At 44.7% G+C, this 23,310-nt stretch carries 20 protein-coding genes and 2 pseudogenes; 15 read left to right on the top strand and 7 right to left on the bottom strand.

Going from position 1 to position 23,310, the window contains the following annotated elements; genetic code table 11:
• Window positions 1–238: 238 nt before the first annotated feature.
• From RIC07_RS02660 to RIC07_RS02630, 7 genes are all read left to right on the top strand, one after another.
• On the top strand, window positions 239–1,912 hold the full coding sequence (locus RIC07_RS02660) for a Swt1 family HEPN domain-containing protein (protein ID WP_446393161.1): 1,674 nt from the start codon (window positions 239–241) through the stop codon (window positions 1,910–1,912).
• Window positions 1,905–4,139, top strand: coding sequence for a hypothetical protein (locus RIC07_RS02655; protein WP_446393160.1), 2,235 nt, complete (start codon window positions 1,905–1,907; stop codon window positions 4,137–4,139). Before RIC07_RS02660 ends, RIC07_RS02655 begins: the two co-directional genes overlap by 8 nt.
• Before the next feature lie 156 nt (window positions 4,140–4,295).
• Window positions 4,296–5,099, top strand: a complete 804-nt coding sequence (locus tag RIC07_RS02650; RefSeq protein ID WP_446393159.1) for an SAM hydrolase/SAM-dependent halogenase family protein — start codon at window positions 4,296–4,298, stop codon at window positions 5,097–5,099.
• Between the two features lie 127 nt (window positions 5,100–5,226).
• Window positions 5,227–5,886, top strand: a complete 660-nt coding sequence (locus RIC07_RS02645; protein ID WP_446393211.1) for a DUF2301 domain-containing membrane protein — start codon at window positions 5,227–5,229, stop codon at window positions 5,884–5,886.
• 20 nt (window positions 5,887–5,906) lie between these two features.
• Entirely contained in the window at window positions 5,907–6,671 is a 765-nt protein-coding gene (locus RIC07_RS02640; RefSeq protein WP_446393158.1) for an SDR family oxidoreductase, read from the top strand.
• 182 nt (window positions 6,672–6,853) lie between these two features.
• Complete coding sequence (locus RIC07_RS02635; protein ID WP_446393157.1) at window positions 6,854–7,465, top strand: hypothetical protein; 612 nt, start codon at window positions 6,854–6,856, stop codon at window positions 7,463–7,465.
• 271 nt (window positions 7,466–7,736) lie between these two features.
• On the top strand, window positions 7,737–7,886 hold the full coding sequence (locus RIC07_RS02630; RefSeq protein ID WP_446393156.1) for a hypothetical protein: 150 nt from the start codon (window positions 7,737–7,739) through the stop codon (window positions 7,884–7,886).
• Between the two features lie 63 nt (window positions 7,887–7,949).
• Here RIC07_RS02630 and RIC07_RS02625 read toward each other — a convergent pair whose 3' ends face one another.
• Complete coding sequence (locus RIC07_RS02625; RefSeq protein WP_446393155.1) at window positions 7,950–11,330, bottom strand: ATP-binding protein; 3,381 nt, start codon at window positions 11,328–11,330, stop codon at window positions 7,950–7,952.
• 304 nt (window positions 11,331–11,634) lie between these two features.
• On the opposite strand from RIC07_RS02625, the gene RIC07_RS02620 reads away from it, so the two are divergent.
• The 3 genes from RIC07_RS02620 (at window position 11,635) to kaiC (ending at window position 14,637) form a co-directional block, all read left to right on the top strand.
• The gene (locus tag RIC07_RS02620; RefSeq protein WP_446393154.1) at window positions 11,635–12,552 is read left to right on the top strand and encodes a circadian clock protein KaiA; all 918 of its coding nucleotides are present in this window, start codon (window positions 11,635–11,637) and stop codon (window positions 12,550–12,552) included.
• A gap of 117 nt (window positions 12,553–12,669) precedes the next feature.
• The gene (gene kaiB / locus RIC07_RS02615; RefSeq protein ID WP_044210886.1) at window positions 12,670–12,984 is read left to right on the top strand and encodes a circadian clock protein KaiB; all 315 of its coding nucleotides are present in this window, start codon (window positions 12,670–12,672) and stop codon (window positions 12,982–12,984) included.
• Window positions 12,985–13,077: 93 nt separating this feature from the next.
• Window positions 13,078–14,637, top strand: a complete 1,560-nt coding sequence (gene kaiC / locus RIC07_RS02610) for a circadian clock protein KaiC (protein WP_446393153.1) — start codon at window positions 13,078–13,080, stop codon at window positions 14,635–14,637.
• A 134-nt stretch (window positions 14,638–14,771) separates the two neighbouring features.
• Here the strand turns inward: kaiC and RIC07_RS02605 are convergent, their stop codons facing one another.
• Window positions 14,772–15,965: an aminotransferase class V-fold PLP-dependent enzyme gene (locus RIC07_RS02605; RefSeq protein WP_446393152.1), complete on the bottom strand. Its 1,194-nt coding sequence runs from the start codon at window positions 15,963–15,965 to the stop codon at window positions 14,772–14,774.
• A gap of 305 nt (window positions 15,966–16,270) precedes the next feature.
• Between RIC07_RS02605 and RIC07_RS02600 the strand changes: the two genes are divergently transcribed.
• Window positions 16,271–16,720 carry a response regulator gene (locus tag RIC07_RS02600; protein WP_446393151.1) on the top strand — a complete coding sequence of 150 codons (450 nt, stop codon included), beginning with the start codon at window positions 16,271–16,273 and terminating at the stop codon, window positions 16,718–16,720.
• A gap of 153 nt (window positions 16,721–16,873) precedes the next feature.
• Here RIC07_RS02600 and RIC07_RS02595 read toward each other — a convergent pair whose 3' ends face one another.
• The 4 genes and pseudogenes from RIC07_RS02595 to RIC07_RS02580 all read right to left on the bottom strand — a co-directional run bounded on the left by RIC07_RS02595 (window position 16,874) and on the right by RIC07_RS02580 (window position 19,698).
• Window positions 16,874–17,176, bottom strand: a complete 303-nt coding sequence (locus tag RIC07_RS02595; RefSeq protein WP_446393150.1) for a hypothetical protein — start codon at window positions 17,174–17,176, stop codon at window positions 16,874–16,876.
• A gap of 28 nt (window positions 17,177–17,204) precedes the next feature.
• Window positions 17,205–18,425 (bottom strand): L-lactate MFS transporter, encoded by a 1,221-nt coding sequence (locus tag RIC07_RS02590; protein WP_446393149.1) that lies wholly within the window; start codon window positions 18,423–18,425, stop codon window positions 17,205–17,207.
• A 247-nt stretch (window positions 18,426–18,672) separates the two neighbouring features.
• Window positions 18,673–18,801: pseudogene (locus tag RIC07_RS02585) on the bottom strand (alpha/beta hydrolase); the annotation flags it as partial.
• 225 nt (window positions 18,802–19,026) lie between these two features.
• Window positions 19,027–19,698 (bottom strand): BON domain-containing protein, encoded by a 672-nt coding sequence (locus RIC07_RS02580; protein WP_446393148.1) that lies wholly within the window; start codon window positions 19,696–19,698, stop codon window positions 19,027–19,029.
• A 322-nt stretch (window positions 19,699–20,020) separates the two neighbouring features.
• Here RIC07_RS02580 and RIC07_RS02575 point away from each other — a divergent pair, with 322 nt between their 5' ends.
• The 3 genes from RIC07_RS02575 (at window position 20,021) to RIC07_RS02565 (ending at window position 21,914) form a co-directional block, all read left to right on the top strand.
• Window positions 20,021–20,536, top strand: a complete 516-nt coding sequence (locus RIC07_RS02575) for a hypothetical protein (RefSeq protein ID WP_446389877.1) — start codon at window positions 20,021–20,023, stop codon at window positions 20,534–20,536.
• A gap of 186 nt (window positions 20,537–20,722) precedes the next feature.
• A complete protein-coding gene (locus RIC07_RS02570) occupies window positions 20,723–21,295 on the top strand; it encodes a ferritin-like domain-containing protein (protein WP_446381101.1) in 573 nt (190 codons plus the stop codon).
• Between the two features lie 304 nt (window positions 21,296–21,599).
• On the top strand, window positions 21,600–21,914 hold the full coding sequence (locus RIC07_RS02565) for a DUF1816 domain-containing protein (RefSeq protein ID WP_446393147.1): 315 nt from the start codon (window positions 21,600–21,602) through the stop codon (window positions 21,912–21,914).
• Between the two features lie 226 nt (window positions 21,915–22,140).
• Here the strand turns inward: RIC07_RS02565 and RIC07_RS02560 are convergent.
• Window positions 22,141–22,611 (bottom strand): annotated as a pseudogene (locus RIC07_RS02560) (DUF72 domain-containing protein); the annotation flags it as partial.
• A gap of 448 nt (window positions 22,612–23,059) precedes the next feature.
• Between RIC07_RS02560 and RIC07_RS02555 the strand changes: the two are divergent.
• Entirely contained in the window at window positions 23,060–23,266 is a 207-nt protein-coding gene (locus RIC07_RS02555; RefSeq protein WP_446393146.1) for a hypothetical protein, read from the top strand.
• The last annotated feature ends 44 nt before the right edge of the window (window positions 23,267–23,310 follow it).

Here is a 23,310-nt window from a genome sequence, read left to right as displayed (position 1 = left end):
CCCGCCTGCGCGGGTTCTTCGATTCAGTTGATTTTATGTAGGGTGGGCAAGAGTTATAAACCTTGATACCCTAATATTATCCTTTGTTGCTCTTGCCCACCTCAAGGTAAGTGAGGATTTATTACCAGTGCTGCAAGATAGGAGTTTTATCCCTATCATTGAATCAGAAAGATTGATAGGTGGGGTTGAGTGAAAGCGAAACCCAACACCCTCTTCCCAAGCAGCAAATAGAAATATCATGACTCAAGGCGATCGCAAGCGCAATAAGGAATGGGTGGATCAGGCACTGGAAGAGGATTTAGTGCCGGGACTCAAGTTTTTCATCCAACGCCAGATGAAGCAGGCTTATGGCAAAAACTGGTTGCAGGATGCGCGTCTTGGTTTACAGGATTATCATCTTGAGGGCGATGATCTCAAATGGAGAGATCCTCAAGTTGTATTGAAACTTATTATTGATCATTGGAATAATGCATTCCGCGATGCGGCAAAATTCGGTCATTTTGAGCGCAGCTTAGTTAGTGAATTACTACAAGTCCGCAATGAAGTCAAGCATAACCAGATAGAAAAGTTTGATGATGACTATGCATTTCGCGCCTTAGACAGTATGGCGCGGCTACTGGTTGCTACTGATGATAAAAGCGCCAAGAAAGCAGCACAGACAATCGAACAGCAGAAGGCAAAAGTGCGGCAAGGAGAAGTGACTGTTGAGGTTGAAGATAAGCCAGAATCAGGAGTCACGAATCAATCTACACCTGTCACCCAGAAACCAGAAGTGCGTCACTCCTTTCAATCACTAATTGAGGAGAAGACAGCCGGGTTTATCGGGCGTGAATTTGTGTTTCAAGCGATAGAGGAATTTCTGACAAGTCAGCCTAACGGTTATTTTATTATTGAAGGCGAACCCGGTATCGGTAAAAGTGCGATTCTGGCTAAATACGTGCAGCAAACGGGATGTGTGGCTCATTTTAATATACGTTCTCAAGGTATCAACCGGGCTGACCAATTTCTGGAGAATGTCTGTACCCAACTGATTGCCCGTTATAATTTGGCTTATTCTTCCTTACCACCCGACGCCAAGCGAGACGGCAAATTTTTCAGCCAGTTATTAGCAGGAATTGTCAAGGCGCAAGGCGTTGCGCCCAAAAAAGGGAAACGGCTGGTTATCGCTGTTGATGCACTGGATGAGGTGGATAAAACTGATCACAGTGGCGCGAATCTTCTCTATTTACCCATATCACTGGACAAGGGTGTCTACTTTGTAATGACGCAGCGACCCGTCACGCTACCCTTAACCGTTAATACGCCGCCGCATCGCTTCAATTTGATGCAGTACCAAGCGCAAAGTTTAGACGATATTCACAAATATATTCGGAGTGAAATAAATAAATCATCGCCGCTACAGGCGTGGATTGATGAAAGGGGATTGACGGTTGAGGAATTTGTTACTCAGTTAGCGAATAAAAGCGAGAGTAACTTCATGTATCTGCGCTATGTTTTGCCAGATATAGCCGATGGTAAGTACAGAGATTTGAGTATCGAGAGTCTGCCCCAAGGTTTGCAGGATTACTACGAAGACCACTGGCGGCGAATGGGGATGTTTGACAAGGAAAGTAAACGTACCAAAATTAAGATTGTGTACGTGTTAGCGGAACTTCGGGAACCCGTATCTCGTGAATTAATTGCTGAGTTTGCTGGTGAAGATGCTTTCACGGTGCAGGAGGTACTTGACGAGTGGCAGCAATTTTTACACCGGGATAAATTTAATGGCGAAACTCGCTACAGCATTTATCATGCAAGTTTCTGTGATTTTTTATCTCGCAAAGATATTGTTCAAGCGGCTGGGGTGACACTTCAAGATATTAATGCACAGATTGCAGATAACTTGATGCAAGGGATGTTTGGGGATGAGTGATATTCGTGATCGGTTAGCTAGTCTGTCGCCTGAAAAGAGAGACTATACTTTGAAGCATGCGCCACGTCATCTGGCAAAAGCTGGAAAGGCAGGGGAATTGTATCGCTGCTTGACGAATTTTGATTTCATTGAGGCTAAGATTTCTGGTTTTGGAACACAATCACTTGTTAAAGATTATGATTTATGTTTCAATTCTGATATAATAATTTCTGACGAAAAAGGCAAGGTATTCAGGTTAATTCAAGGTGCGCTTCGATTATCGGCACATATTTTAGATAGAGATAAAACGCAACTTGTCGGGCAACTATGGGGGCGTTTGATGTCTTTTGACATACCAGATATTCAGGCATTGCTAGAACAGGCAAAGCAAAGAAAAGTTTCTCCCTGGCTACGTCCATTGACTCCTAGCTTGACCCAGCCAGGTGAACCATTGTTACGTACTCTTACAGGTCATACTGACTCAGTAATGGCTTTAGAGATAGTACCAGATACTAACTGGCTCATTTCTGGTTCAGATGATAGAACGCTAAAGATTTGGGATTTCAAAACCGGAAAAGAGCTGAAAAGTTTCACCGGTCATACTGCTGCCATACGATCTGTAGCAGCTACATCAGATGGTAGATTAATAATTTCTGGTTCAAAAGACAAAACTCTCAAAGTCTGGAATCTGAAAACAGGAGAAGAAGTTTTTACCCTCGAAGGTCATAGTGACAAAATAAGAGCTGTGACAACCACATTAGATTGCAGACTGGTAATTTCTGGCTCAAAAGACACAACTCTCAAAGTCTGGAGTCTGGAAACAGGAAAAGAACTTTTCACCCTTAAAGGTCATACTGATTCGGTAAACGCTTTGGCAGTAACACCAGATGGAAAGTGGATTATTTCTGGTTCTGGTGGTGATGACAAAACTCTCAAAGTCTGGAGTTTGGAAACAAAAAAAGAACTTTTCACCCTCAAAGGACATACCGATTCGGTAAACGCTTTGGCTGTGACACCAAATGGTAAGCAGATTATTTCTGGTTCGGCTGACTACACTATCAGGGTCTGGAATATAGAAACAGGAGAACAACTAAAAACGATTACAAATGAAACAAAAGCCGTAACACTATCTATGGCAGTGACAGCCAATGGTCAATGGCTAATTTCAGGTTGTAGAGACCAGACTATTAAGATATGGGATTTGGAATCTGGAGAAGAATTTTTAACATTTGCAGGTCATGCTAATCATGTAAAATCTGTAGTCATTACACCGGATGGAGAACAAATAATTTCCGGTTCTAAAGATAATACGATAAAGATTTGGAATATAAACTACGGAAAGGATATTTTAGATATTAGAGGGCATAAAAGATCGGTCACCTCTCTGGCATTGATAGAAAATCAAGTCATTTCCGCTTCGGTTGATAAGACTCTCCAGATATGGAATTGGAAAAATGGAAAGCACCTTTTCACACTTACAGGTCATGATGAACCTGTAAATACTGTGGCTGCTAGAGAAAAATGGATTATTTCTGGTTCTAACGATAAAATGGTGAAGGTATGGAATAGGGAAACCAAAAAGCTAATTGTAACTCTACAAGGTCATACTAATTGGGTGCAATCTGTGGCAGTAACACCAGATAGTAAGCAGGTAATTTCCGGTTCAGAAGATAAAACTATTAGAGTTTGGGATATAAAAACAGGAAAAGAGATTTTTAAAAGAGGTGAGACCAGAGCAATCAAAAATTTAGCTTTAAATTCTGATGGTAAACAGATAATTTTCGGCTTCCGTAAAACTATCAAGTTATGGGAATTTGAAACAGACAAAATAGAGACAATAAACCGTCGTTTCGGCGTGGTAAAAGCTTTGGTCGTTACACCTGATGGTCAGAGGGTGATTTCTAGTTCATCTGATAATAACACTCTCAAAGTCTGGGATCTGGATACCAAAAAGGAACTTTTTTCCATAACTCACACCAATCATATCAATGTTGTGGCAGTAGCACAAAATGGTAACTGGGTGATATCTAGTTCATCTGACCATATTCTCACTATCTGGGATTTGGAAAGTCGAGAGATAATTGCTAATTTCATTGGGGAGAGTGAGTTAACCTGCTGTGCTATTGCGCCCGATGGAATAACAATTGTTGCAGGTGAAGCATCGGGACGAATGCATTTCCTGCGCTTGGAAGGAATAATAGATGAGGTACTTATGTGCGGGCGCAAGCCTTCATCTGTGTCAACTTAAGCCCTGTTGAAAAGGAAATCGCGGAACCAAACGAAACTTTCGTCCCCTTGACAAGGAAAGAGAGAAAAACTAGGGTGCGTAAACCCGCGCAGGCGGGTTTGGTTTGTGTAGCTGTGGTTTCAACCGCCCAGTTAACTTAATTCATTTAGATTCATTATGTCCCAAACCCCAATCATCACCCTATTAAGCGACTTTGGCATCAACGATGTCTACGTGGGAGTTATGAAAGGCGTCATCGCCCAAATTAACCCAGCCCTGACGATCATCGATCTCACCCACGAGATTCCTAGGCAAAACATCGCCGCCGCCCGATTTAACCTGATGAACGCCTATCCCTATTTTCCCGATCGCACAATCCATATCGCTGTGGTTGATCCCGGTGTAGGTAGTCAGCGCCGTGCGATCGCGCTACAAGCGGATGACGGTTTCCTAGTCGGACCCGATAATGGATTGTTTAGCGGTATTTTAACCCAAAGTACGATTGTTTTTGCTGTTGAACTCACTAACCCAGAATTTTGGCGCACCCCCACCCCTAGTCAAACATTCCATGGTCGAGATATATTTGCCCCCGTCGGCGCACATCTTGCCAGTGGTGTTCCCTTAGACGAGTTGGGATCAGTGATCGAACCTAGCACTCTGGTACAATTGCCAATCCCGGAACTGACCAAAACCGCGACGGGGATCACGGGTTCTATCCAATATATTGACCATTTCGGCAACCTAATCACCAATATTCCCGCCGCTGACGTGAGGGGAAAAATGAGGACAGTTACCGTCAACCAGCGCCAGATCCCCACGGGTCAAACTTATAGCGATCGCCCTTTAGGAGAACTCATCGCCCTAATTGGGAGTCACGGTTGGGTCGAAATTGCTGTGAATGGCGGTAGCGCTCAATCTGAGTTGCAGTTAGAGTTAGGAAATAGGGTAGACGTGGCTGTCACCACTGAAAATGAAGGTTAAATTATATAGAGGCAGAGGGTACAGGCTTGGAGATAAGGGAGGTGTGGTGTAGAGACGTTGCATGCAACGTCTCTACAGTCAGCGCTTTCCCAGCCCCCTCGTGATATTGAAAGAAGATGAGATAAACATGGTACTACAGCAACAATGGGACTCTGAGGTTTACCAGGGTCAATTTGGCGAATTTACGATTACCGACAACGATCGCGTCGGCGTTATTGTATACCGAACTAGCCTGATGATCGCGGCATTGAGTTTTGCGATCGCTAGTGGGTTGGTCTTGTGGCAACCGGATAATCCGACTATTTTAACCGCCCTCACGCCCCTATATGCCTTGTTCTGTGTAGCGTTAGGCGTAAGTTTGGCAACGATTCATATCTATTTAGCCCCCCTACACCGCCTCCTACAACTGTTTTGGGGAATTGGCGCGATTGCGGCTGGCTGGTTTGCCATCCAGACTAGCGAACCCCTCGCCCTTTTCGTGTATAACCAACCCGTTACCCTGTTCGGGATTGGCTTTGTATTTGTGGCGTTAACCGGGATTTACTTTAAAGAAGCCTTTTGTTTTAACCGCTTTGAAACTAAACTGCTGACTCCCTTAGTACCCGTCTTGTTACTGGGACATTTAGTTAATATGTTACCCGCCACGGCGGAACAGGTGCTTTTAGGACTTTGGACAGTTCTATTTTTAGTCTTTGCGGTGCGTAAGGCAATCCAGCCGATTCCCCCTGACATTGGCGATAAGTCAGTGTTTGCCTATCTGAAACAACAACGTGCGGCTCAATCCTAAGGATTAGGGTATAATAACCGATGAGCTTGCCAGGAAAAGTTGCCATTGTTACCGGAGGCGGACAAGGGATTGGTAAGGCGATCGCGAAAGCCTTCTTAGAACAGGGAATGAATGTCGCGATCGCAGAACTTGATCCAGAAGCCGGAACAGCTACAGCCGCCGAGTTTCAACCCCTTGGTGCCATTCAATTTATTCAAACGGATATTTCCCAGGAAGATTCCGTGAAACAGGCGATTCAAGCCATCCAAAATCAATGGGGGAGAATCGATGTTTTAGTCAATAATGCGGCGATTGCCAATCCCGAAAATCCGCCAATTACCGAACTCAGTTTAGACGATTGGAATCACAAGCTAACGACTAATCTAACTGGGGCATTTCTTTGTACCAAATATACTGTTCCCTATCTCCGGCAAAACCAAGGCATAATTATTAATATTGCTTCGACTAGAGCGTTTATGTCTGAACCGAATACAGAAGCGTATGCGGCGGCTAAAGGCGGAATTGTCGCCTTAACTCATGCCCTTGCCATTAGCCTCGGTCCAGATATTCGAGTCAATTGTATTAGTCCAGGATGGATAGATGTTAGTGAATGGCAAAAGCCCTCAACTAGACATCAACTCCAATTAACCCCCCAGGATCATCAACAACATCCGGCGGGTAGAGTGGGCAAACCCGAAGACATTGCTGCTTTTGCTGTTTATTTAGCCTCTTCCCCAGCTACATTTATCACGGGTGCGAATTTTGTCATTGATGGCGGAATGACCAGAAAAATGATGTACTCGTAAAAAACGAGCGACAGTTTTCTAACCGAATTATTTAAGGCGTAATGTTTTGATAGTCCTAAAAAATGCGCCATCATTTGAGTATAAATCTAATCCTATTTATAACGTTTGTAATTGCCAATTATTAGGTAAGTTAACCCGATTATCGGCGGTGCTTTACCACTCTAAATCTTAAGAAAATTATCATGGTAATAGTCATCATTATAAATTGCCTGATAGCCGAGGTTTTCCCTGTTGTGCTATCCGCTCAATTTTTCTCACCACTGACGCGGTTACAACTGAGTTCCCTACTTGCCTCAAAGCCCTCTACATTCCCCTTAGAATCCATTAACGTCTTTCCACCTCCTCTAGGGGACATGATTGAAAAGCGATGTCGAGAAGTCCCGACAGGCGTTGGTATTCCCGCCTTTCAGCCAGGAATTACCAAAGAAGATGTGATGCGTTTATTAGGCGCTCCCACCGGAACCGCACGCGGTTATTGGCCCAATACTCGTGCTGTATTCTATGAATTAATACCGGATCAGATTAGCTTAGGTTTCCTGTTTGACCGAAATTCTCTACGAATTCGACAAACCGAAGCCTCCTTTACGGCTGAAGTTGATTCCCAGACAGTATTGTTGACATTGAATGGAATGTTAGGGTGCAAGCTGAATCAGCAAATCCAACAGGGATTAGAACAAGTGTGGCAACGTCAATCTCGGCAGTTTTCCTTTCAGCTAGACTATCTCGAAGGCGTGATTGAACGCCAACAAGAGGGACGAATCTATATCGGGATTTGGGAGGAGGATTTACATTGAAACCAGGAATAGGCGTGTAGGGGCGGGTTTCACAGATAACATTTTGCCATAAATCAATAACTTAACTAAACCCGCCCTCATCTTCCCCATCTCCTATATCCCTTAACCGTGCTAGCTGAGAAATTGTCCACTCCCCAAAGCTAACCGTTCCCCAATCTTGGTTAAGTTAAACCCCTATGTCATAGTCAATTCAGCAACTTGTCCTGTGTATTTTCTTTGCATGGAGTCAACCGTCTATTGTTGAAGGTATCAGCAATAAGGGCATACTACCATGGAAAAAAATGATATTGGCGTCATCCTCCTCGGACTCGCGATGATTACCGCGACTATCGTCTATTTCGACAAAGCCTCAAATTTAGAGGTGAGAATTGGCAGCCACTCTCATCTAGGGATTCATACCAAATTAATTGTTGATCATTAATCACTGGTAAGAACAGAGATCCCCGACTTCTCCAAGAAGTCGGGGATCTGGCTTAGATATACCTTAGTCGAGAACCTGATGAATTTGTTCTAACAATTGACTCATGGAATAGGAACGACCGGGCAAAACTTTAGTAGCCACGCTTTGCAATTGCGACTCTAATTCCGTCGTTCTTTTATCAGACTCAGAGATTCCAACATTGAGGGAGGAATCAGGCAATCGATGATCCAGCAAAAGAATCGGGGGTCGATTCGGGAGCTGATTCAACTCTTTTAAGCCTTGAACCACGCCCAAATTATTTTCAATATCCTTGATCCGAATCAGCAGTACATCAACCATTTGTGCTTGAAGTTGATGGTAGACATCTGACCAACACTGGGAGAATAGACTTCTAAATCCAGCCGCTTGTAGATATTGAATTAATGCCCGTAACCAAGGGGTGTAAGGTGTAACGGAATTAGGATTGAAAGTGTGATCTTTTGGACTAACTCCTTGAGTGTCGCCCAGATCAAAGATCAGAATACTTGACTTGCGACTCACGCCAGCCGCAATTTGAATTACTTGCAGCAGTGTGGTAATTTTCTGGGGGTTATCTGGGGCTAAACAGGGATAGACAGAAAGACCGATCGCTTGATTGGCGGCTTGTGTGGTTTGATGATCCAGGGTAATTAGGGGTAGCTCTGCTAATGCGGGATATAACGAATAGGTTTTAAAGTAACTTGGGGAATCGTTGATCCCAGCCCCGTCAAGCAAAACAATATCTGGATTCCAAACCCGTGCCAATAATTCTGCTTGTTCTAAATCATCGGCTTCCAGTACCCGGTATTTTAGATCGGAATGTTGGCAACTGAGTATATCAGTTAACTGAGAAATTAGTCTTGACGATTCTGGGGGAACCTCCACCAACCCCGCACTGACATAAAGCAGCGTTAGAACCTGATTGGCGGGAGGCTGATGTTTACCCAAGCGAGTCAGGCTTTTGGCTAATGCTTCCGCTTGAACCGGTAAACTTAAGAAGCCATCGGCGTTATTTTGATCAGCCTGTTCTTTTTCAGCTTGAGTCGCTGTAACTAAGATGGGAATGTGACGGGTTTGCAGATCAGACTTAAGTAATGTCAGTACATCCCAACCCGAAACTTGTGGGAGAAGAGGATTGAGTAAAATGATGCTCGGTTGTAAGCTACGAGCTTTGGAGAGTGCTTCTGGACCAGAACGAGCATTGATCACCCAGTAGCCTAAATGTTTTAGCTGCACTGTCAGGCTTTCTAGATACCGGGGTACAGTTTCGACAATTAACACCAAGCGGTTACGATTGGGGGATGAGAGGTTGGTGCTTACCTGTTCCCAGTTTTCCGTTTCCGCCAAATCCTTACCAGAAGGTGGACAGGGGGGAAGGAGCAGGGTAAACTCGCTACCATCACCGCTTTTTGAGATAAACGAGATATCTCCTCCATGCAAGCGAGCCAAGCGTTGGGTTAAGACTAATCCTAATCCTGTCCCCTCAAACTGACGAGTGAGCGGTTCTTCCAACTGTTGGAATTTCTGGAAAATTAAGTGCTGCTTGTTTTCGGGAATACCAATTCCGGTATCCCAGATTTTAAAGGCAATCCAACCATCTTGATGGTTAACCTTTAAACCTACGGTGTTTTGGCTATCGGTAAATTTGAGTGCATTGGATAGTAGATGTGCCAGCATTTGCCGCAGCCGTAGTTCGTCGGCAATGATGGTGTCTAGACCGGGTTCGATGTCTAAAACAAAGGAAATGTCGGGGATTGCGCCTTCGTGGTTGGGATTGTTGTCTGAGTAGACTTGTAGGGCTTGTTGATAAGCGCGATCGCACAGGCTTTGAATCTGCACTGGTTCTAACGTCAGTTCAAGCTGACCTGTTTCCATGCGCGTTAGATCCAGAATATCATTGACCACTGCCATCAGTTGACGCCCATTCTGGTAAATCAACCGAGCATAACGCGCTTGACGCTCATTGAGTTCACCTAATAACTGGTCTTTGAGCAGAGTTGATAATCCTAAAACGGCGGTGAGTGGTGTCTTCAGTTCATGGCTAATACAGGCTAAAAACTCGTCTTTCAGGCGGTTGAGTTGGACTAAATCCGCATTTTTGGCAGTCAGTTCTTGAGCGACTTGCTGTTGATCCGTCGTGTCTTGCGCCATGACTAACCAAAGCGGTGAATTAGGGGGATTGAGGGTATTTTTGTGCCATGGTGCGTCTTTCCATGGTGTGCCTTTCCAGTCCTCAGTTGTCAATTCGGGGAACAACGAGGGAGGTAGAGGCATTTTTGTCAACACAAACTGGCGATCCTGGATTTTTTTCGTCATTTCTAGCGTTTTCCCATCCCTGTGTGAGTCTTGAGGATACTGAGATGTCGCGGTAGACTCAAGTTCTGGATGTTGAGCATGGGTTGCCATGAAGTGGGTGCGATCGCCTGCACAGTCATAACCCATCGCTCTAGGGGACGTGAATGTTGGCTGAGTTTGATCACCAACACCCCAAGCCACTGGCTTCTCCCTATTGTTGAGCTTTTTATGGGTGGGGTTCTCAGCTACCGCTAATGGTTCTGTTACCTGAGGATTTGTCTGCCCATTGGCACAGTAGCGGGTTGAGTCGGGCTGAGTGTTATGGCTGAGGATGCCTAGGTTGGAGGGTGATTCAACCGAGGTTGATTCTATCCCAGTTGGATGCTCCCAAGATAACCCTATCTGCTGACGCCAAGCCCGATTTTCGGACAAGATTTGCCCGGTTGCGGTTTGTAAACTCAGGGGGAGTGGTAGTTGTTCGAGGAGTTGGATTAAGGGTGATTGGGGATTGGGGAACCCTTCGCGACTCTCCAGGGAAGGGTTTGTCGGGGTGGATTTAGGAACGTGCTGTTGGTTATTGATAATCACGTTTGTGCCACACCCGCCCTGACGTAGAGACGTTGCATGCAACGTCTCTACATCTTCAGTTTGGGGTAATGGTGCTAAGAATTTCAATAATTGCCAGCTATTGAGCAGTCCCAAAAATCTACCATTGGGTTCGACTAATGCCCATTGTCTGGAACCTTCCGGGTAGGGAATGGTGGATGTATCGAATGGTGTGTCTGGTCTTCCCCTACCCAAGTCAGTTAAGATAGTCCAGAACTGGCTGATTGTCAACGATGCTGGTAGAATCTCTAGGGGTTCAATTACAGAGGGTTCCAATTCCGAGAGCCGTTGAGAGAAATCTCTCGTTGCGGTTGTTCCTAGAGTTGCGGCTGACGTCGCCCCGGTCAGGAGATGGGGCATAAGCTGTCGCAGATTCACGACTCCCAGAGGATAGTGCTGCTCACTGACCACAACAATCGAGTCACTCCCTGATGCGTGAAAAATCTCCAGTAGGGCAGTTAGATCAGTGGTTTGGGAACAAATCGGAACAGGAGCAGCACATTCTTTTAAACTGGGAGTTGACATGGATATGACCAATTAGCTCAAATCAGGGGAAGCGGCTAGGTCGCAGGCTATAAATTATTAAGTTGCCCATAAGCCGAATAGCGCCAGGGACTTGCTCCGCTGACCAGCACAACCACCGCTCTAGTTCAATTATTGCGCTGGATGGGGGGGGGAAAGGGCAAAATGCTTACAATTACTTACAATTCTTAGAGTACTTAAGGTAATGTTAATTAACTTTAGAAAAATTTTGTTAAAATACGTTACAGTCGAGAAATTTAACTCGGCAATTGGTAAGGTTGTTTTTCAACATTAAAGTTCTATCGTTTTGCATCCTCAACTGTCAATTGGTATTTTTGTTCGTTCCCCAGCCCTGGCGCAGTCACTGAGCCAGGTTTTAAGTGGCGATCGCTATCTGTTATTGATCGCGAACTCAGCCTCTGAGTTTCTGGAGTTCGTGGAACAAAAACAGCAGCATATCGATTGTTTAGTGCTTCAAGATGACGACACCTTACCACCCGTTATTAATCAGTTGTACGAACAAGGAATCCTACTTCCTCTAGTTATTTTTCCCAAAGAATCAAAAAACAATGATTCTGTTGTTGTCACAAATGCTCAGCCAAACCCAATTCAGACAACCGTTCGTTGTACTCCAGGGGAGGTGCATTATTTGTTTCACGCCGCTGAAGTTCGACTCGATAGTAGCCAAGTCTCTGACATAGAACATTCCCTGGAACAGGCAATTACCCAGTTCCTTTCCCTTTCTCCGAACTGCAACTTGCCCACTCTTCTGGCTAACGCGGACAAGAAAACCGAGGAAATTCATCGGGGTTCTTTAATGAAGCAGCAGTATCGGTTATCTGAAAAACTCAAAGAGCGACTGGGATATCTCGGTGTTTACTATAAACGAAATCCTCAGTTTTTCTTTCGCTATTTATCGCAAAATGAAAAAAGTAAACTGATCGAACAGCTTAAGAGTGATTATCGTGACATTGTTTTAATGTACTTCAGTCAAGACACCACGATTAACCAGTTAATTGATAATTTGGTAAATGAAGCATTTTTTGCCGATATATCCGTTTCTAAGATTGTAGAAATTCACATGGATTTGATGGATGATTTTGCACAACAACTCAAGCTAGAGGGTCGCAATGAAGATATTCTCACAGACTATCGCCTAACGCTGATCGATGTAATTGCTCATTTAGGTGAAATGTATCGTCGCTCGATTCCCAGAGAGTTATAATTATAATTGTGGTATTAGCAATTCGCTCCCGACCCATCAAGTCAACGGTGAACGAATTTCTTCCGGGTTACTTTTAAATTGGCAACTATCCTTCGCTTATTAGTAATGGCTAACCCTATGAGTCCCTTAAAAAAAACTTATGTCCTCAAGCTTTATGTGGCTGGGAATACTCCCCACTCAGTTACAGCATTGAAAACCCTCAAAAATATCCTGGAACAGGAATTTCAAGGGGTTTACGCCCTGAAAGTGATTGATGTTCTCAAAAGTCCTCAACTTGCCGAGGAAGATAAAATTTTGGCAACGCCAACTCTAGCGAAAGTTTTACCGCCTCCGGTGCGAAAAATTATTGGGGATCTGTCTGATCGCGAAAAAGTCTTAATCGGATTGGATCTGCTGTATGAAGAACTTCGGGATGGAGACATAGATTTTTAGGGCAGGTTCAGATTTTATGAGATAATAGCAAATTCGAGATCTATTCTCAGATGACGGCGATTTTAGTTATATGTTTAAATTTGACGAAAAAATATGAGTCCATTTAATCTAGATGAGCAAAGACCCGATGAATTTACCACCCCAGGAGTCCATAAAATCCGGACGATGATTGAAGGGTTCGATGATATCAGCCATGGGGGGTTACCCGTGGCTCGAACCACATTGGTGAGTGGCACGTCTGGTACGGGTAAAACCTTGTTTGCGGTTCAGTTCCTCTATAACGGGATCACTCAATTTGATGATCCGGGTGTCTTCGTTACCTTTGAAGAATCTCCTAATGATATTATTAAAAATTCCCATAGTTTAGGCTGGGATCTGCAAAAGTTAATTGATGACGGCAAACTGTTTATTCTGGATGCTTCTCCTGATCCCGAAGGACAAGAAGTTGTCGGCAACTTTGATCTGTCCGCGTTAATTGAGCGGATTCAATACGCGATTCGCAAGTACAAAGCCAAGCGGGTTTCTGTTGATTCCATCACCGCCATATTTCAACAATATGATGCCGCTTCAGTGGTGCGGCGAGAAATTTTTCGCTTAGTCGCTCGCCTCAAGCAAATTGGCGTGACGACGGTGATGACAACAGAGCGTGTTGAAGAATATGGACCCGTAGCCCGGTTTGGTGTGGAAGAGTTTGTCTCCGATAATGTGGTAATTGTTCGCAATGTTTTGGAAGGAGAACGGCGACGCCGCACGATTGAAATACTTAAGTTACGGGGTACAACCCACATGAAAGGGGAATACCCGTTTACCCTAAGCAATCAAGGATTTAATATTTTCCCCTTAGGTGCCATGCAATTAACTCAGCGTTCATCTAATGTTCGGGTATCCTCTGGAATTAAAACCCTGGATGAAATGTGTGGCGGTGGCTTCTTTAAAGATTCCATTATTCTAGCAACGGGAGCTACGGGAACGGGAAAAACTTTATTAGTTAGTAAGTTTATTCATGATGCTTGTTTAAATGAAGAACGGGCGATCCTCTTCGCTTACGAAGAATCTAGAGCGCAGCTTACGCGAAACGGCTTATCCTGGGGAATCGATTTTGAGGAAATGGAGGAAAAAGGATTATTAAAAATTCTTTGTTCCTATCCAGAATCGGCAGGATTAGAAGATCATTTGCAAATTATTCAAACCCAAATTCAGGAGTTTAAACCGTCTCGCATTGCCATTGATTCGCTTTCGGCGTTAGCGCGGGGAGTGAGCAATAATGCATTCCGTCAGTTCGTGATTGGTGTGACGGGTTACGCCAAGCAAGAAGAAATTACCGGGTTTTTCACCAATACAACGGATCAATTTATGGGATCGAATTCAATTACAGATTCCCATATTTCTACGATTACTGATACAATTTTAATGTTGCAATACGTAGAAATTCGCGGGCAAATGTCCCGGGCACTTAATGTATTTAAAATGCGGGGATCTTGGCACGATACCGGAATTCGAGAGTATATGATTAGCAAAGATGGGGCAGACATTAAAGATTCATTCCGCAATTACGAGCGGATTATCAGTGGTTCCCCCAGTCGGATTACGGTTGACGAAAAGAGTGAACTCTCGCGGATTGTCCAAGGTGTGCGGCAAAAGTCAACGGAATAGTTATTGGTCTTATGTCATTTGTCATTTGTCTTATGCCAGGATTTGGTGGTAGGGCGGGTTTTGTTGTTCCGTTATTGGTGGATATTTGAATTGAGTCCCTAAACCCGCCCCTACAATTATCCCTACATCCGCCTCTACAATTGATTCGCGATCGCGTCTACTAACCGATCCATTTCCTCATAGTCTGTAAAGTAATGAACGCAGGCGCGAATGCAGTCGGGATCGCGCAGGGTGCGAAGCAGGAACCCCTTGTCTGCTAATTGGTTGACGAGTTGGGAAGAGGGGGTACTATCGGTTAAGATAAAGGACACTAAACCCGCTTGGGGGGGAGAGTTCAACAAGCAACGTACCGAGTTTAATTCAGATAGGCGTTGCCAAAGATACTGACTACGCTGACAAATTTGTTCATAGCGGCTTTGATCCGTTCCCCATTGCTGATGAGTCGCGATCGCCTCTCGCAATCCGACGTAGAGAGGATAGGCGGATGTCGCGACTTCAAAGCGTTGTCCATCCGGTTTCCAGCCGATGGGTTTAGCGGTTTTGTCCATGAGAATACCGCGCCAACCAATAAACGTCGGATGCAGGTGTTCTAACGCATCAGGTTTCACGTATAAACCGCCAACCCCAGCAGGTCCACACCACCATTTATGACCCGTAAAGGCATAAAAGTCTACCCCAAGTTCGCTTAAATTTAAGGGTAAAGAACCAACCGATTGAGCCGCATCGACTAAGATTCGGATCGGGGTGTTTTCTGTCGCCGTATTACGACAGGTTTCCACAATTTCTTTTAAGGGCAAAACTTGACCCGTATTCCAGAGTATATGACTGAGAACCACTAACCGGGTACGCGGTGTCAGGTGTTGTTGGATCACGGCGGTAGGATCACCTTGGTTCAGCGTCGCCATAATTGGACAGGTAGCCACCTCTACGCCAAATCGCCGTCCAATCTCTTCTGCTGTAGCCACAATACCCGGATGTTCACAATCCGTCAGCAGGATGCGATCGCCAATTTGCCAGTCCATTCCCCAGAAGGCAATATTACAGCCAACGGTGACATTTTCGGTGAGGGTAATCGTTTCGGGAGGCGTTCTCAACTCAGACGCGATCGCGCTTCGGATGTGCTGGGTTTGTTCCACCACCCATCCATAGACCTTACCCGAAAACGGTCCATGCTCCTGAGTATACTCATAAGCCTGTTGAATCGCCGTTAATGACCTGGCGGGGAGAGTCCCTTGACCGCCAAAGTTGAAATAGGCTTTGTTGGCTAAAGCCGGAAACTGCTGTCGATGGTGTTGCAGATGAGTTGATGCACCCGATATGCCTGTCATGGAAAAGTTGCTGATGGATAGAGTCTTACTACAATCCTCCCTTCTCAGAACTCTATTGGCAAGTTTTTACTGTATCTCAGAAATGCGTCATGATAATCTCAATAATCCCAATTTTATCAATCCGATAAGCATATATACTGATTCATTTCCTTAAACTCAGCCATTCTACGTAGGATGATTCAGCGAATCAACGGATTTTTTGTTACAGGAAGTAAAGGTATTCTGGTAGGTAGCATAGACATCTAAAAGCAATTTCCTATTTTTATTGCGTCCCAGCAGATTGAAACTTTCAGGCTAATCTTCCTATGAGTAAGATTTTATTGATTGAGGATAGTATCACCCAGTTAGCATTGATGAATCTTTACCTGCGCGATAGCGGTCATACGATCATCAATCTAACCAACCCAAAAGAAGCGCTAAATAAGGCAGTTTTGTATAAACCCCATGTCATTGTCACTGACTTAATGATGCCGGAAATGAATGGGTTTGAGGTGTGTCGTCAGCTCAAAAAACATCCAGATACTCAGAACATTCCCATTGTTATATGTTCGCGTCAAAATCATAAAATTGACCGAATTTGGGGCATGAAACAGGGGGCTATTGCTCACTTAAGTAAACCGTTTTCTCGCGATCAACTGGTTCGGACTATTAATAAAGCCCGTCTCAGTTCGCCGAAAAATTATCAACAGTATAGACTGTGCGAATTAATTGAACTCTATCCCCTTGAAGGGAAACCCCTGGCAAATGTTGGTTAATCGGATTTACTGGACTTTGGACAAACAAAGTGCGATCGCGGTTGGAAATCTGGTGTTTTTTGCTCGGGTTTCAGGTTAATATTAAAATATGATATCGGGACATAAAACCCAATGTAGGGGCGGGTTTAGGGACAAAATTAATGAAGCCACCAATCACCTTTCTACAAAACCCGCCCTGCCCCAATCTTTCACTGCGATCGCGGTTGAGAATAAGGTGGGTTGGGTTGTCCAGTTTTGGATTAATCGATTGCCTTTCGGTGGGGGAATGGGTGGGTTTTGTTGTTCCGTTATTGGTGAGGAGGGCGGGTTTTGTTGTTCCGTTATTGGTGGATGTTTGAATTGAGTCCCTAAACCCGCCCCTACATTTATCCCTAAACCCGCCCCTACATTTATCCCTAAATCCGCCCCTACATCTAATTTTTCTGCCCCAAATGCCTTGGCGAATAAATTACGCAAATTTATTTTTTTGTCCAAAGTCCAATACTTAAGCGCGAAGCTTAAATTGGGCGATAATAATGCCGATAATGGCTAAAATGGCGGTGGGATAGAAAGCGTAGGTATAACTGCCAAACAAATCCCGGAGTTGACCGATGGCGAGAGTCCCTAATAATGCGCCAGCGCCATAGGCGGTGAAGACAATTCCATAGTTCTTAGCATAGTCCTCCGGCGGAAACAAAATCAGGGTTGCTGTTGGTGCGATCGCTAACCATCCTCCTAAGCAAAGCCAGAACAGAGAAAAGGCAACCAGATAGGTCAAAGCTTGCCCCTCTCCCGCACTGAGCATCAAAATCGAAGCGATCAGAATTAACACATAGGAAATAATCGCCGCTCCCTTGGGCTGTAGGCGATCCGTTAACCAACCAAATAGAGGACGCCCGATGCCATTGAAGACAGCAAAGATAGAAACCGTAATCGCGGCGGTAGTCGCATCGAGTTGAATAATTTCCTGTGCCACAGGGCTAGAAATACCGATCGCCGAGAGTCCGACAAACGTGCCAATGGTATAGCAAAACCAGAGCGCATAAAAAGACGGCGATCGCAAGAGTTGTCGTCGCTGATTTTTGCTTGTTTCGATCTGTTTTGGCGTCCAGGTTTGGGGTTTCCATCCGACTGGGGGTAATTTGAGCGTGATTGAGATAACGAGAATAATTCCCGTCAAGCTAATCCCCAGAATTGCAAAGCTAGGAAGAACCCCAAACGCTGCAATTAAGCCCTTGGCTAGCGGTGCTGTCACCAAGGGAGACAGTCCAAACCCGATCGCCGTCAATCCCACTGCCAAGCCTTTGCGATCGGGAAACCATTTAGCGGAAACGGCTAGGGGAACACCATAGGCAATGCCAACTCCCGCCCCAGCGATTACCCCATAGGTAATCGTTAAGAGGATGATATTCGTGGCGAAACTGGAAAGGATATAACCTATTCCCGTCACCACGCCACCAATCGCGGTAATTTTGCTTACACCAATCTTATCAATGTAGAATCCCGTAATGGGCATCAACAGGGCATAGAGGACTAATAAAACTGTGAACGGTAATAAACTTTGAGTGGCGCTGATGCCAAATAAGTCCTCTAGCGGTTTACGGAAGATACTCCAAGAATAGACTGTGCCTAAACACAGTAGGACAAGCGAGCCTAACGGGATTAAAAACCATCTGCCTTTCTCTGCTGGCAAGCCAAAAACGCGAACAGATTGCCAGTTATCCATAGAATCTCCTACACATAGCTGATCATCCAAGAGGATACCACCTGAATAGAATCTGATCAGCTAACTGGATCAAGCTAATTTTCGGCTCTATGATCCCCTTTGTCGATTGCGTTGAGGTACGTAGGTAGAGCCTTCTCGAAGAATAAGCCAACTTAGCAGGTAGCTGAACAATTGTCTGCTTTCTCTGACATGCTGCCTCAGCTTCCCCTGCTCCCTCTCTTAACCGAACAATATTATTACCCGATTGTTACTCGCCCCTACTTTTCCCAGCCAGACAGCGCTCAAACCAATCACAAGCGAGTTCTGCCACATTTTCCAAGGCACCAGGTTCCTCAAACAAATGGGTAGCCCCGGGAACAATTTCTAATTTCTTTTCAATTGCCTTCCAGGTTAACTCGACCCGATGGGATTTGGACAGGTTTTTGTTCTACGTTTAATGCTGATGTTTTAGTCATGGTTTTAGTCTCAGTAGTTTTATTTTCAGTATTGGTTAATTTTTGAGTGTGTAGGGACGGGTTTCACTATTAACGTTTCTTACCTCACCCAGATGCAACTAAACCAGCCCTAACGTAGAGACGTAGCATGCTACGTCTCTACATACCTAGGAATAAACGATGTTAAGTTGATCGACGACATCGATCACGCCAGTAGTATAGATAGCCGCATTATAGGCAGATCGCCATGCCGCCCAATTGGGAACATTACCCCCTAAGATGACAGTGCCATTGTCTACAGCCACCGTCACATCCTCAACATTGACATGAGAATTTCTGGCTAGGGCGGCTTCAATATCTCTAGCGATTACCTGATCAAGCAGTTTATCGGTCAGAACCACCCCAAGTTCGTTAATTACATCGATGACACCCGCAATCCCATAAGCATCCTGTTCCGCTTGATATTTCTTCCAATAAGCATCCACAGTACCTCGGAGAGTAACAACTCCCGATGTAACACTGACTTCTATGTTCGCCGAATCAATATCAGGTTCCCAAACTAAGACAGCGTTTACACTCGATGCAATTTCGCTATCTGGGGGAACCGTTACCGCAGGTGGATATTTTACCTGGAGATGGTTATCCACTTTCTGAATTCCCGATACCACCCAAGCGTCTTCTGCGGCTGCCATTTTGGCGCGGTAACTGGGTACATTGCCTCTCAAGATTGCCTTACTATCTTCAATCGTAATCTCAATATCTGCTGCTGGCACACGCCCATCCCAGCGGATTTGATCTTTAACTCTAGTGCCAAGTTCTTGGTCTGTCATGAAAACCATACCTATCACCTCAAATCACCATTTGGTTTTAACGGAATCTAACTCATATTGAAATAGCCGACACCCCCACTTCATCTTGGTATTTGTTCCCCTTGGCTTTCCTCTTTCTAAAGGGGTAGATATGATTCTCAAAGTAGGCGGGGAAAGTTTCCTCCCCTTGCCAAGGGGAGGGTTAGGGTGGGGTCAGATCAAGGTAAAGGTATTGGAGATGTATTCCGTCTCAAGACTGACGTTATTGCCGGGTTCGATTCTTTAAGATTATCGTAAACTCCCCTAACTCTATTATTTTGTTCAACTTGTAGATATCATAAACTATCGGATTATGTCTTATCTGATTGCCGTATTGCCCAATCGTACCCAAGCAGAAGCGGCTTCCTCTGCCTTAGTTAAAAATGGTCTATCAACGACTCAGATTAGTATCCTGGGCGAAGGCTATCAAAGTGCAGATGAATTTGGATTAGTTGAACCCAATCAACAGGCGACTCAACAAATTATCCGCTTAGCTTATTGGCTGATTCCCTTTGGATTTGTGGCTGGCTATGTCTTCAATGTCCTCACGGGTATCGCCATTTTTCCCGGCGCGAGTCGCCTACTCAATCACATTATCGCGGGAATTCTCGGCGCTATTGCTGGAGCGCTGGGCGCTCTTTTGGTTGGCGGTGGCGTAGGTATCGCCATTGGTGGGGGTGATGCTCTGACGTATCGCAATCGCCTCAATGCAGGTAAATATTTGATTGCGGTAAAAGCCTCGGAGGATTTAATCCGCCAAGCTACGTCTGTGCTGCGCCAATTTGAACCCGAAGCGATTCAGGGGTATCAAGAGCCGACTTCCGCCTAAGTCGAAATAGTTCGGAAGTTAGACATCATAGTTCTCCCCTACGACAGAAGCACATTTTCGGCTCTTTGTTTAAAGTTAAGTTCAGTAATAAAGATTTGGGTTACTCAATTAACGCCGAGAACCAACGACTTATCGTTGGTGCATCGGTGAGTATCCCTGAATTGATAATGAGAAGGATGAACACGTATGACAGCCACACAAACAAAAAATCAACTTTATGATATTGATAAGATCCGTCAGCAGGCGCGTCAATCTATTGAAGAGGGAGCCGTTACTGAAGATTATCCCCTAGATCGCGAACAAGCTTGCCAGTACCTCAATGAAGCGCTAGCCACGGAAATTCTATGTGTAATGCGCTACCGTCACCATCAGGTTATTGCTAAGGGAATTAATTATCCTCAGGTTGCGGCGGAGTTTGCTGAACACGCCGAGCAAGAACAAGAACATACGATGATGCTCGCCGAGCGGATTGATCAGCTTGGGGGTGATCCCGATTTTAATCCGGCGACAATCATGGAGCGCTCATCTACGGAGTATGGTAGCACGGGTGCCAATATTGAGTTGACTCAATTGATCAAAGAGGATTTAGTCGCCGAGCGGATTGCGATTGAAGTTTACCGCAAGTTAGTTGGCTTTTTTGGTCATGCTGATCCCACAACTCGTCATATCGTTGAAAGCATTCTCGAAGATGAAGAAGATCACGCCAGTGAACTTGCTGATCTGTTAGCGGCTATCGATCCCAGAAATAAACCCAGCTAATTAATTGGTTCTATTGGGCGTGCGATCGCGCCACTTTCAGGTAAAAAGTATCCCGTGCTACCAGAACCCCAACTGGGTGCGGGATTTTCCCTGATTCCCAAAATAGTTTTGTATTCAGCGTTACAAGCTAACTTAACTCAATATTCATTCTTTAGATAGAAGAAATTGCCTCACTAACATTGATAATCTTAACCTCTGGAAACCCAAAAGCTCTAGCGTATAGCGTAGAGATGGCAATCTTGAAGAATGCCATCCATGATTAACAGGGTATCTACAGATCCAGTAACAGACTTACCAAAAAAAGATGACTGGTTTTTGGAAAAAACATCAAAATACATTTCTTGCTTCCTTAGAGCGTTTGGGTTTAGCTTGGTGGCTGAAAATCGTCACAGATAACCCCCATTATACTTACTATTTCGGACCGTTTGGCAGTGGCAAGCAAGCCAAACTTCACCAACCCGGCTATATCGAGGATTTAAAAGAGGAAGGCAGTCAAATCCGAGTAACTGAACTAAAGCAAGGTCAACCCAAATTACTTACCCTTTCAGAAAATGAACCCGCCAATAATTTTAAGAGCGGCATTTTTGATTTTGTCTATAATTCAAAACGTTTTTCTTAGTCCGATTCCAGCAAATCAATAATTTTCCTTCAAAGACTTTTAACCAATCGAAGATAACTTTGAGAAGCCCTGGATTTTTCTCTCCTGTCCCACGATGAAATCGAGGGAACCCGGAATGGCACCAGAGGGTCATCATGTGTTGGAAATTAGCACGATCTGTCCGTATCAGCCGTTTAAACAGGTTCACGAAACCGACTCCAAAGTGGGGTTGGGGTACATGGAGTCGCAAATAGACGAAATCTGCCGTTACTTCTTTTGGAGAAAGATAACCGCCTAAGTCATAGATACAAAAGGCTATCCCGTGTTCGGCTAAGATGTCGTAGACTTGGGAATTATGCCAAGTGCGATCGCGGAATTCAAAGGCATACCGATACTCTGGATCAAGCGCCGCCAGACAATCGCGCAGTCGTTGGCAATTACAATGCCATCGGGGAGGTAACGGAAACAGAATTATGTCTAATTGTTCCCCTAATCCATTCACTCGTTCCAGCAGATTCGACACCGTTGCTTGAGCATCGTTCAACTTTTTCTTATGGGTGATATATTGACTGGCTTTCAAACTAAATACAAAGTCATCGGGAACGGTATCTCGCCACTGCTGCAATGTTTCTGGTGAAGGTAGCTTATAGAAAGAGTTATTAATTTCAACGGTATGAAAATGTTGAGCATAATAGGGTAACCAGTCTTTCTTCGCCAATTCTTGGGGATAAGCATGGGGGAGACCAGATGTTGCTTCGCTTTTTGTTCCACGGGGGAGAATTCAAAGCCTCTCTCCTTGCAGGAGAGAGGTTTGGAGAGAGGTTTTCCGGAACCCGTGAAAAGTAAGGTTGTAGGTTGGGTTGACGACAAAGCCCATTTATATAAGTAAAACTTTTAGGTTTGACGTTTATGTTTTAATAGTTTAAAGATCATCGAAATTCGGGCGGGCAGAAAATGCCCCGGGCAAATCCTGATTTGACCTGGGTTTGAGGGTGTAGTATAACGTTATTGTTATGCTGTATTGGGTTATTTTTATAACCATTTTTAACCAACTATTCCTAAAATGCCTTGATACTGCGTTATTGGGTTCTCCCTAGCGCCGGGAAAATTGAAATACTACAATCATGTTCCATTACCCAGTTTGATGGACTCATGCAGAGGCAGATTTGACAAAAAAGCCGTTTCATGCATCTTTTCCGGCTCAAAAGGGAATGGGAATGCAATTATTCACCCGTCATATCAAAGTTGTTCCCATCAGACAGACAGGATGCCATGTGGTTTGGCGCCAGAGAATTGAGGCAAGAGCCACCCGATTTGAGCGAGTGAATTTGGCGCGATCGCACTCTGATGTAGTCATCTTTAGAGTTGTGTAGAAGGGGGAGGCTTGTGACCAAAATTTTCGGTCAAAACAGCCGCC

The sequence above is a fragment of the Coleofasciculus sp. E1-EBD-02 genome (assembly GCF_040218245.1).
GTDB lineage: Bacteria > Cyanobacteriota > Cyanobacteriia > Cyanobacteriales > Coleofasciculaceae > Coleofasciculus.
This window is presented reverse-complemented; position numbering and strand designations above follow the sequence as displayed.